This is a genomic window from Brevundimonas sp., assembly GCF_041648055.1.
In the GTDB taxonomy this organism is placed as follows: domain Bacteria; phylum Pseudomonadota; class Alphaproteobacteria; order Caulobacterales; family Caulobacteraceae; genus Brevundimonas.
The window spans coordinates 1-9,752 of record NZ_JBAZPS010000020.1; the positions used below are offsets into that span (position 1 = coordinate 1).

General features: G+C 65.2%; 11 protein-coding genes. 6 read left to right on the forward strand and 5 right to left on the reverse strand.

The window, feature by feature from the left end:
• Positions 1-514 precede the first annotated feature (514 nt).
• Positions 515-979 carry a rubrerythrin family protein gene (locus tag WC585_RS16975; RefSeq protein ID WP_201098234.1) on the reverse strand — a complete coding sequence of 155 codons (465 nt, stop codon included), beginning with the start codon at positions 977-979 and terminating at the stop codon, positions 515-517.
• Between the two features lie 210 nt (positions 980-1,189).
• On the opposite strand from WC585_RS16975, the gene WC585_RS16980 reads away from it, so the two are divergent.
• Genes WC585_RS16980 through WC585_RS17000 form a run of 5 tightly spaced genes read left to right on the forward strand, consistent with a single transcriptional unit; the run spans position 1,190 to position 4,493 of the window.
• A complete protein-coding gene (locus WC585_RS16980; RefSeq protein WP_236261161.1) occupies positions 1,190-1,492 on the forward strand; it encodes a PepSY domain-containing protein in 303 nt (100 codons plus the stop codon).
• Between the two features lie 5 nt (positions 1,493-1,497).
• On the forward strand, positions 1,498-2,112 hold the full coding sequence (locus WC585_RS16985) for a cytochrome b/b6 domain-containing protein (protein WP_307417609.1): 615 nt from the start codon (positions 1,498-1,500) through the stop codon (positions 2,110-2,112).
• Positions 2,093-2,770, forward strand: a complete 678-nt coding sequence (locus tag WC585_RS16990; protein ID WP_236261163.1) for a response regulator transcription factor — start codon at positions 2,093-2,095, stop codon at positions 2,768-2,770. Before WC585_RS16985 ends, WC585_RS16990 begins: the two co-directional genes overlap by 20 nt.
• Positions 2,767-3,795: an ATP-binding protein gene (locus WC585_RS16995; protein WP_373259188.1), complete on the forward strand. Its 1,029-nt coding sequence runs from the start codon at positions 2,767-2,769 to the stop codon at positions 3,793-3,795. The genes WC585_RS16990 and WC585_RS16995 overlap by 4 nt, the downstream gene beginning before the upstream one ends.
• Positions 3,792-4,493 (forward strand): VIT family protein, encoded by a 702-nt coding sequence (locus WC585_RS17000; RefSeq protein WP_201098238.1) that lies wholly within the window; start codon positions 3,792-3,794, stop codon positions 4,491-4,493. Before WC585_RS16995 ends, WC585_RS17000 begins: the two co-directional genes overlap by 4 nt.
• A gap of 21 nt (positions 4,494-4,514) precedes the next feature.
• On the opposite strand, the gene WC585_RS17005 is transcribed toward WC585_RS17000, so the two are convergent.
• From WC585_RS17005 to WC585_RS17020, 4 genes are all read right to left on the reverse strand, one after another.
• Positions 4,515-5,216: a cytochrome b/b6 domain-containing protein gene (locus tag WC585_RS17005; protein ID WP_373259190.1), complete on the reverse strand. Its 702-nt coding sequence runs from the start codon at positions 5,214-5,216 to the stop codon at positions 4,515-4,517.
• Positions 5,217-5,310: 94 nt separating this feature from the next.
• Entirely contained in the window at positions 5,311-7,821 is a 2,511-nt protein-coding gene (locus WC585_RS17010) for a cation-translocating P-type ATPase (RefSeq protein ID WP_373259192.1), read from the reverse strand.
• Between the two features lie 194 nt (positions 7,822-8,015).
• A complete protein-coding gene (locus WC585_RS17015) occupies positions 8,016-8,315 on the reverse strand; it encodes a hypothetical protein (protein WP_201098243.1) in 300 nt (99 codons plus the stop codon).
• A 72-nt stretch (positions 8,316-8,387) separates the two neighbouring features.
• Entirely contained in the window at positions 8,388-9,083 is a 696-nt protein-coding gene (locus WC585_RS17020; protein ID WP_236261165.1) for an isoprenylcysteine carboxylmethyltransferase family protein, read from the reverse strand.
• A gap of 105 nt (positions 9,084-9,188) precedes the next feature.
• On the opposite strand from WC585_RS17020, the gene WC585_RS17025 reads away from it, so the two are divergent.
• Entirely contained in the window at positions 9,189-9,593 is a 405-nt protein-coding gene (locus WC585_RS17025; protein ID WP_373259195.1) for a hypothetical protein, read from the forward strand.
• Positions 9,594-9,752: the final 159 nt, after the last annotated feature.

Below are 9,752 nucleotides of genomic sequence, written 5' to 3' on the forward strand. Positions count from 1 at the left end.
TCTTGGGGAAGTGCGGCTGCAGCCGCGCCATCTGCTCGTCCGTCAGCCAATAGAGGTCGCTCATATCCAGTCTCCTTACAGAGCCTGAATCAGATCGAGCACATCACATCAATGGGTCCTGAGCCTAAGCGCTTACAAAGACCCTGTGTAACCACCCTTCAAGGACAGGGGCTATCCGTTCGATGTGCCGAACGTCGCCTTTAATCACCAATAAAACGACAGCTCATTGCGGAAACATGGAGGAGTGGATCCGCTACCAAAGCGAACGCGCTATGGTCGGTTGTCCGCCACGGCTTCGGTCTCGGTGAGCATCTCTGACCTAAGGGTCTTCGAGATGTACGGCAGGACCGGCCGACCACAAGGCGTCAGACGTTCACGACCGTGGGATGGGCGGGCCGACGCTGGCGTCCAGACCAAAGACTGCAGAAACCGGGAATAGGTCATACAGCCACAGGTCTACCCACGCCTGTGCCCCCCTCGTCCGCTCGTGACGAAGGGAGCAGCGCAATACAGTCTAGCGGGCCTGACGGAGGCGTTCAGCTGCGGCGCGATAGCGTTCGTAGTGATCACCTTCGTCGGAGGCGATCTGCCGGAACATCGCTGCAGCGCGCGTATCGCCCGCTGCCTGGGCCTGATCTGCGAACCCGACATACATGGTGACGTTCTCGTACTGCTCCCCGGCCATCGCATCCACCAGATTGGCCTCGTTGGTCCCGTCCAGCTTCAGGGCGTCGGCTTCGCGCGCAAAATGCTCGTTGGCCTCGACGTTGGCGGAGCTTTCGAACAGTTGGGCCAGTTCGGCATTGCCGCTCTCGCGGGCGACCTCAGCGTAGCGAAGATACTTGAGGTTGGCGAAGGCCTCGCCATGCATGGCGGCTTCCAGATTGGCCCGCGTCTGCGGGTTCAGGTCCTGAGCGGATGCCGCTCCGGCCGAAAGGGCGACGGCGACGGCGGTGGTCAGAAAGATCTTGAGGGTCATGGGAAGGCTCCGGTGTCTGGGATGCGCCCGATGCGCCGGTGCTGTCTCGGCCCGAAGGCTGACCGGAGCCTGACGAAATGAAATCACCCGGCCGCTCACGTTCGGACTGAATGTCGCCCCAGCCGTCAGGTCGCCGTCAGCTTCGGACGTCAGGTTGGCGTCACCGGGTGATGTCGTCCGGCGACAAGTCCAGCTTTCTCGAGGCTCCCCATGAAGACGTTCCTGATTCCTTCGGGCATCGCCCTGACCCTCGCCGCTACCGTAGGCATGGCCATGACCGGCTTTGCGACCTCGGTCTCGGCCGGCCCGGTTTGCACCACCGCGCCCCGCGCCCAATGGCTGACCGAGGCCCAGATGCGGGCTCGTGTGGCCCAACTCGGCTACACCAACATCCGCGTCTTTCAGGTCAGCGGCAGCTGCTACGAGATCTATGCCCGCGCCGCCAATGGCCGTCGCGCCGAGGTCTATTTCAACCCAGTGACTGGCGCCGTGGTCCAGAACAACGAGGATTGAGCGCAGTGACCAAGGCAACCGTGGTTCTTGGGGATGGGTCACTCGCCCCATCCCCTGCGGAGACACCCAAGCGCACCAAGGTCTGGGATCCGGTCGTTCGACTGTTTCACTGGACCCTTGTCACAGGGATCGTCGCCAACCTGACTGTGTTTCGTGAGCTGAAGGCGGTGCACCGATACGTCGGCTATGTGATCGTCGCGGCGATCGCGATCCGGCTGGTCTGGGGTTTTGTCGGTCCGCAGCATGCGCGGTTCTCCGACTTCATTGCCGGCCCCCGTCGCCTCGCCGGCTACCTGACGGCCATGATCCAGCGGCGTGAGCCGCGCTACATCGGTCACAATCCTGCAGGCGGCCTGATGATGATCGCTCTGATCCTCCTGTCGCTCTCCTGCGGCGTCACCGGCTGGATGATGGGACTCGATGCCTTCTGGGGAGCACCCTGGCTTGAGGCCACTCACGAGACCGCCGCCAACACCATCATGGCGCTTGCGATCCTGCATGTCGTCGCAGCCCTCGTGGAAAGCTGGCGCCACCGCGAAAATCTGGTCATGTCGATGGTGACCGGCTGGAAACGCGCCGCCAGCGGAACGGATGTCGATCATGCGTCTCCTCCTCGTTGAAGACACGGTCCGGCTGGGCGAGCTCCTGAGCGAAGGGCTCGCCCGCGACGGCTTCGTCGTGGACTGGCGTCAGGACATCGAGGGCGCGGCGGAGGCGGTCGCCAGCGCGACCTACGATCTGATCCTCCTCGACCTCGGACTGCCGGATGGCGACGGGCTCGACTGGGTCAGGACCCTGCGGCGCGCGACCGACCTGACGCCCATTCTGGTGCTGACCGCGCGCGGGGGGCTCGACGATCGGGTTACGGGGCTGGACGCCGGCGCGGACGACTATCTGGTCAAGCCATTCGAGGCTTCGGAGCTGTCGGCGCGGTGTCGCGCGATCCTGCGGCGGCCCGGTCAGCGGATGACGCCGGTGCTTCACGTCGGCGCGCTCGCCTTTAACGTCGCGTCGCGCCAGGCCGCGCACGGTGACCTGCCGATCGAACTCTCCCGCCGTGAAGGCGACCTTCTGGAGACGCTGATGCGTCGGGCGGGTTCGGTCGTGACCCGGGGGTCGTTGGAGGAATCGCTCTATGCATTCAACGAGCCGGTCACGCCCAATGCCGTCGAGGTGGCGGTCTCCCGACTTCGTCGCAAGCTCGACGATGCGGGGTGCACAGGAATGCTGCACACCGTCCGTGGGCTGGGCTATCTGATGCGGGACGCCGTCGCTTGACCCGCACCCCCTCTATCTTCCAGCGCCTGATGCTCGGGTTTGCGCTGATGAGCGTCATCGGGGGCTTCATCCTGCTGCTATTCGTCGGGGTCGAATACGGCCTGTCGTCCCGCGCGAGGCGGGACGAAATCCAGTTTGCGGGGATCGCGAACGAGGTCGCCGACCATGTCGTGGTGCCCATGCTCGTCTTGATCGTGCCCATGACCCTGGCTGCGCTTTGGGTGATCCGGTCATCCCTGCGGCCGCTGAGCCTCGCCGGCGCGCGGATTGAGGCGGCCCAGGCCGCCGACAAGGGTTTCCGGGTCGATGTGCATGACTTTCCGGCCGAGGCGACGGGCTTCGCCGACGCCGTCAACGGTATGCTCTCGCGTCTCGATGAAGCCGCGACCCGTCAGGAAGCCTTTGCCGCCGACGTCGCCCATGAACTGCGAACGCCGCTGGCCGTGCTCGCGCTCGAGCTGGATCGGCTCGAATCGCCCGAGGGCCAGCGGTTGAAACGGGATGTTTCGGCGATGTCGCGACTGGTCGATCAGCTTCTGGTGCTGGCGCAGCTGGACGCGCAGGCGGCGGCTCCTGTGTCGGCAACTTCGGTTGATCTGGCCGAAATCGCTACGGAAATCGTCTCGCAGTATGCCCCTCTCGCCGTCGCGGACGACAAGTCGGTGGCGTTGGAACTCAATGGTGACGTCTTAGTCAAAGGTCGCCGAGAGGCCATCGGCGCCGCGCTTAGAAATCTGGTCGAGAACGGGCTGCGGGTGACGCCGTCCAGCGGAACGGTGACGGTTACGGCCGGCCCGGGCGCGAGGCTTTCGGTGAGCGACGGCGGGGGCGGACTGACGCCGGAGCGCCTTGCTGACCTCAGCCAACGTTATCGCCGTGGAGATCACGCCAGCACAAGCGGCGCGGGTCTGGGATTGGCTATCGTCTCGCGCATCATGGCGGCGCATGGTGGATGGATCGAGACCCGGCCGGATCGGTCCGAACTGATCCTCGTCTTTTCCCCTTCCACCGAGACCCAATCATGAGCCGACTTGAGCGCCATCCCGAACGCCACCTGGTCTCCCGGATCGGCTGGCTCCGCGCCGCTGTGTTGGGGGCCAATGATGGGCTTGTGTCCACTGCCAGTCTGATCGTCGGCGTCGCCGCCGCCCAGACCAGCAAGACCGGAATCCTCGTCGCGGGCGTTGCCGGCCTGGTCGCCGGCGCAATGTCGATGGCGGCGGGCGAATATGTTTCGGTCAGCTCGCAGGCCGATACGGAGGCGGCCGATCTGGCACGCGAACGCGCCGAGCTCGATGCTGACCCCGATGCCGAGACCCGCGAACTGGCCGCGATCTATCGCAGCCGGGGCGTCGATGCGCATGTGTCGTTGGAAGTCGCGCGCCAGCTGATGGTCCATGATGCGCTGGGGGCGCACGCGCGGGACGAACTGGGGTTATCGGAACATACGGCGGCGCGCCCGATCCAGGCCGCCCTGACTTCGGCGGCAACCTTCTCGGTGGGAGCGGTCCTGCCGCTGGCGATGGTGGTCGTGGCCCCCGGATCGCTGCTCGTCGCCCTGGTGTCGGGCTCAGCCCTCGTCGGGCTGGCCCTGCTGGGCGGCATCGGCGCCAGGGTCGGAGGCGCCGGTATCGCCAAGGCTATCGTTCGCGTCACCTTCTGGGGGGCCTTCGCCATGGGTTTGACCGCCGGCATCGGCCACCTGTTCGGGACCGTCATCTAGCCCGGCTGTGCTCAAGCCGGTTCAGTCTTCGTCCGCTTCCCCGGCTTCGCCGCCGTCACCGCCTTCGCCGGCTTCGCCATGCGCGCCCGGTGTGAAGGCCTGCGGGTCGATGCGGGTCGCGGCATAGGCGGACCCCGCCACGACGAGAACGGCGAGGGGAACGGCCAAGCGCGCCGGCGGGGTGGCATCCAAGGCACTAGGAAAGTGAGTGGTTTTCTTGCTGCCGGTGATCATGGCGCCGATCAGGTTGTCCCGGGTCAAGAACGACATGGCCACCACCGCGACGACGTGCAGGGCGATCATAGCCAGAAGGATGTAGGCGATGGCCTCATGCCCGCCCTCGCCGCCCGTGATGCCGGTGAAGGTGGTCGCGGCGACGAGGGCCAGAAGCACAATCACAGCGATCCCGCCCAGCGGGTTGTGGCCCAGCGATGCATGAACCCGCCCCGCGAACAGTCCTCTCACATGGCCCGCCATCCGCGACGGACGGATCAGGTTTGCGAAGCGTGCGTGTTCCCCGCCCACAAAACCCCAGAGGAGCCGGAAGGCGATCAGGATCGCCGCCACCCAGCCCGCTGACCCGTGCCAGGGTGACAGGGCGCTGCCCTCCTCTGAGGACAGAAAGGCGAGCGCGATCGCGGCCACGAGGAGCCAGTGGAACAGGCGGACGCCCCAGTCCCAGGTCTTGATGATCCTGATCGCCTTCGGAGCCGTGCTGGTCATAGAAACCTCCGTTTAATGGACGCTGGTTGGAAAACCTGACGTCAGCCTGACCGCGGCGCGGTCCGTCGTTCAGGCAGATCAAGGACTGGACGGATCAGCCGGCCACGACGGGCCCCGCTTCCCGCAGCGGGCCGGGCGTGGCTTGCGCCCGCTGAACGATCCACCGCCAGGGGCCGGCCCAGCCTCCGCTGACGAGCGCAACGGCAATGGCCAAGAGGAGAGCGTCGCCAGACGGCGTGGCAAAGCGGAACAGATCCTCGACGAACGGCACGGACACGCAGCCCCCCAGAACGATCACCGCGCTGGCGCAAATCAGCCAGAAGATCCGGCGGTGTGGATCGAACAGAGACACGCCCGAGGTGGCCGAGTCCGTCAAAGCCAGCACCATGTTCGCGATCGCAAGGGCGATGAAGGCGGCGGCGCGAGCCTCCGTTTCCGGCGCCTGAGCGAGCATCCAGACATAGAAGCCGAGCACCCCGGACAGGATGACCACCCCTTGCAGGGCCCCGAACGCGATCTGGCGCGGACCAAACAGCGACGCTGTATCGGAACGGGGCGGCTTCGTCATCGCGTCGCCTTCGCTGGGCTCCGCCTCGAAGACCAGGGAGCAGACCGGACTGATGATCAGCTGAAGAAAGACGACATGGGCCGGGAAAAGCAGGGGCGGCGCGCCCATCAGGATCGGGATCAGAGCAAGACCGGCCAACGGCACATGAACGGCGACGATGAACGTCAGCGCCTTACGAAGATTGGCGAAGATCCGGCGGCCCAGGCGGACCCCGCCGACGATGGCGCCGAAACTGTCGTCCATCAGCACGATGTCGGCCGCCTCGCGCGCGACGTCCGTCCCCCGCTTTCCCATGGCGATCCCGATATCGGCCGCCTGGAGCGCAGGCGCGTCGTTGACCCCGTCTCCCGTCATGGCGACGATCTCGCCATCCGCCTTGAAGGCCTGGACCAGCGCCAGCTTCTGCTGAGGCTGGATGCGGGCGAAGACCCGGACCGTGCGGATGCGTTCCGAAAGTTCGGCGGGCGACAAAGCCGCGATCTCGTCTCCCGTCATCACGCCAGGGTCCACATCGACGCCGGCCTGTCGCGCGATCTCGAGCGCGGTAGCGGGGTAGTCGCCCGTGATCATCGCCACACTGATTCCGGCGCGACGCGCCTCCTGCAAGGCTCCCGGCACATCCTCTCGCACCGGATCGAGAAAGCCGATCAGCCCGCTGAAGATGAAGGGGGCCTGATCCGGATCGGTGAATCCAGCATCGACCTGACGGACCGTTGCAACAGCCAGGACGCGGAGCCCTCTGGCCGCCATCGCATCCAGAGCCTCTCTTGCCGGCGCCAGGGTCTTCTCCGACGCCTTGCACAGGCTGAAGATCGCCTCGGGCGCCCCCTTCGCCGCGGCGGCCGATTTGCCGTCAGCAAGCCGCCATGTCTGGATCACAGCCATCCGCTTAGCTTCGAGCGGCCAGGCCCGGGTCACGGTCCCGCCGCCCGTCGATGGCGACCGCTCGCGAATGGCGCGGTCCATCGGGTCGGTCGGTTGCAACGCGCTTGCCAATGCAGCGGCATCTAGGACCAGACCGGCATCAGGCGGCAAAGGCCCCGCCGAAGCGTCGACACTCTGTCCTTCGACCCAGACCTCGGCCACCGACATCCGGTTCTCGGTCAGGGTGCCGGTCTTGTCGACGCACAGAAGGGTGGCGGATCCCAGGGTCTCGATCACCGCGCCGCGCCGCACCAGAACCTGATGGCGCGCCAGACGCCAGGCGCCCAGCGCGATGAACACGGCAAGGACGGTCGGAAACTCCTCGGGAATGAGCGAGATGGCGACGGTGATGCCTGCGAGAAGTGCTTCGATCCAGTCGCCCCGCATCAGCCCGTAGGCCAGGACGACCGTGGCGCTGAGCACAACCGCCAGAAAGCCGAACAGGGCGACCAGGCGTCCAGTCGACCTCTCCAGTCGCGTCCGGTCAGGCGCAATGGCGGCCAGCGAGGTTCCGATCTGACCCAATCTCGTCCGCGGCCCGGTCTCCAGCACTTCGACCACGCCCTGGCCGGACACGACGAGCGTGCCGGAAAACACGGCGTCGCCGGCGCCGTCCGGATCCGAGATCGCCTGGCGCACGGTCTTGATGACCGGGGCGGACTCTCCCGACAGGGTCGACTCATCCACGCTCAGCACGTCGCCATCGACCAGGCGACCGTCGACGGGCAGGCGTTGGCCCTCGCTCACCAGCAGGATGTCGCCCTGAACCAGCCGGTCGATGGCGAGCGTGCACGCGACACCGGATCTCATGACCCTGGCGGTCGGTTCGGACAGGTCGCGCAGCGCCTTCATAGCGCTTTCGCTCCGCGCTTGCTGCACTACGACCAGACTGATCGTCCCGACCGCGGCAAGGGTCAGAAAGAGACCCTCGGCGAGGCTGCCCAGAAACAGATACAGCCCGGCCGCAACGACCAGCAGCAGGAACATCGGTTCTTGCAGGGTCGAAAGCAGAATCCTGCCCAGGCTGCGGGCGCGCACAGGAGAAGGGATGTTCGGACCTGCGGACAGGAGCCGTCGGTCGGCCTCATCCTGATCGAGGCCGGGCCATGTCACGTCCACATCATCAAACCCGTCGCAGCCCCGATCGAGCCACACGCACCTTAGGTCGGGTGCGCGACGACACCTTGATTCAGGTCAAGGTCTGGGTGACGACGACCAGAGGCTGGCGAAGGTCCCGGGGCGCTGACGGAGAAGAGGCAACCGGGGCAGCAGCCCCCGAACCGTTGACGTCTTGTCCAAGACAGACGTCAGCCAACATCGAGGCGCAGTCGTCCGCAGTCTGTGCTGCAGAGTTGGTCCGGGTGGGAGATCGCCGGACAGTCTGAGCGGCGTTGAGGCTCGCTCGAGAGCCACGCGGCGCATTCGGCGGAGGGACCACTGAAGACCAGGGCCTCCCCTCGCCAGACCGTCACGCGGACGGCGCTTTGGTGGTCGGCCAGCAGCCTCAGGCCCTCAGCCGCCGCCAGGACATCGTCGCCCTGTTCGATCCAGTAGACGCTCGGCGCAACGCCGGACGACTTGAATGGAAACACGGTGTAGGTGCTCATGCCGGACTCTCGCGGTGAACAGCCAGGCTTGGAGGCCGCCCGTTTGTGGTTGCCGGTACCGGTGTCATTGGCTCAGGGCAGCGTGATGACGGCATTCACCCAGCCCTTCGACTGCAGCCAGGCCACGAAGGCGAAAATCGGTACGGCCAGAAGAAAGACCGAACCGTCCTTCAGGGTCATCACGAACCGGTCTGGTCGGATCTGAAGCGTCTCAAGGTCTCGCCAGGCCGAGAGCCGCGGCCAGAACCGGGGCGTGCGACGCCGATACTCACTGTAGGCTTCGCCGAAGCGGGCCTGAAGCCAGGCCTCCTCACGCTTCACCGTGGCGAAGAAGACACCTACAGCCACAAGCACGAACAGCCCCGCCAGAACCAGACTGCCGGTCTGAAGACCCATACCGAGCGCCGCGATGAAGCTGAACAGATAGAGAGGGTTGCGGGTTACGGAATAAGGGCCGCGATCCACTATCTCGGCGGCCTTGCGGCCTCCGATATAGAGCGAGCACCAGGCCCGTCCAACGATGGCGATCCCGATCATCACGAGGCCGGCGGCCCGAAAGCCCGCATGCACCGCATCTGACCAGAGCCTTTCCCCCGTGAAGACCGCCAGGATGACAACCGCCAGGATGCCGACCGCAAGTACGCCCTTGCGGATCAGTTGAAGGGTGTGAAGCGATTGCGCGTCCGGCATAGGCCTGCCGTCCAGATGAGGATCGTCGCGCGCCTGAAGGCGGAAGCCCTTTAGTCGATGGCGCGCATCGTCGATCATTGGCCTATAGCATGGCCATACTCGTCAAATATGTCCGCCCGCTTGGTCCGGCAATGTGTGGGGTTCGGCCTTCAGAACCGATCGGCTGTGTGCATACGACATTGCGTGAAGCGCAAGACAACCGATGTGAACGTGCTGGGTGGCGCGGTTCTGAAAAGCGCATTGAGCGCTGCCACTTCAAGTGTGCTCACGATTTTGTTCACCACCCACCGTTCGCGGACACGGCGGCTCGCTTTTTCAGCAGAGTCCAGCGGATTTCATGGAAGTTCACCCGATAGTAGCAAGCCAGCGCTAGACGCCCGAAAAGTTTTTGGTAGCGGGGTGGTAGCGGCGGGAAAAAAGGAGGGGGGCGATCCCGAAGGACCGCCCCTGCCTAACCTCTTGATTGCCTTAGCAATCTCGACTGGAGCGGGCGAAGAGATTCGAACTCTCGACCCCAACCTTGGCAAGGCAACCTATCCGAGTTTTCCAGAGGTTCCCCTCGTCTGCCCGAGCATGCTCACTCATTGAAAAACATGCAGATTTTGAGATGCTGACGTTGATTGTGGATCGGCGTGGAAAAGGGACCCCGTTAGCGGTGTGATCGGCGTCGAATAAGGACCCCTCATTCCTGAGGTCTAACGGTGGCGGCTTGGCGGATGTCAGGCGGCGAGTTCGGGATGTTGGTGT

Bases quoted from the DNA above. Each gene is read 5' to 3' on its own strand.
- WC585_RS17020 (WP_236261165.1), bottom strand. From the start codon at position 9,083: ATGATCGACGATGCGCGCCATCGACTAAAGGGCTTCCGCCTTCAGGCG.
- WC585_RS17005 (WP_373259190.1), bottom strand. From the start codon at position 5,216: ATGACCAGCACGGCTCCGAAGGCGATCAGGATCATCAAGACCTGGGAC.
- WC585_RS16990 (WP_236261163.1), top strand. From the start codon at position 2,093: ATGCGTCTCCTCCTCGTTGAAGACACGGTCCGGCTGGGCGAGCTCCTG.
- WC585_RS17015 (WP_201098243.1), bottom strand. From the start codon at position 8,315: ATGAGCACCTACACCGTGTTTCCATTCAAGTCGTCCGGCGTTGCGCCG.
- WC585_RS17000 (WP_201098238.1), top strand. From the start codon at position 3,792: ATGAGCCGACTTGAGCGCCATCCCGAACGCCACCTGGTCTCCCGGATC.
- WC585_RS16980 (WP_236261161.1), top strand. From the start codon at position 1,190: ATGAAGACGTTCCTGATTCCTTCGGGCATCGCCCTGACCCTCGCCGCT.
- WC585_RS16975 (WP_201098234.1), bottom strand. From the start codon at position 979: ATGACCCTCAAGATCTTTCTGACCACCGCCGTCGCCGTCGCCCTTTCG.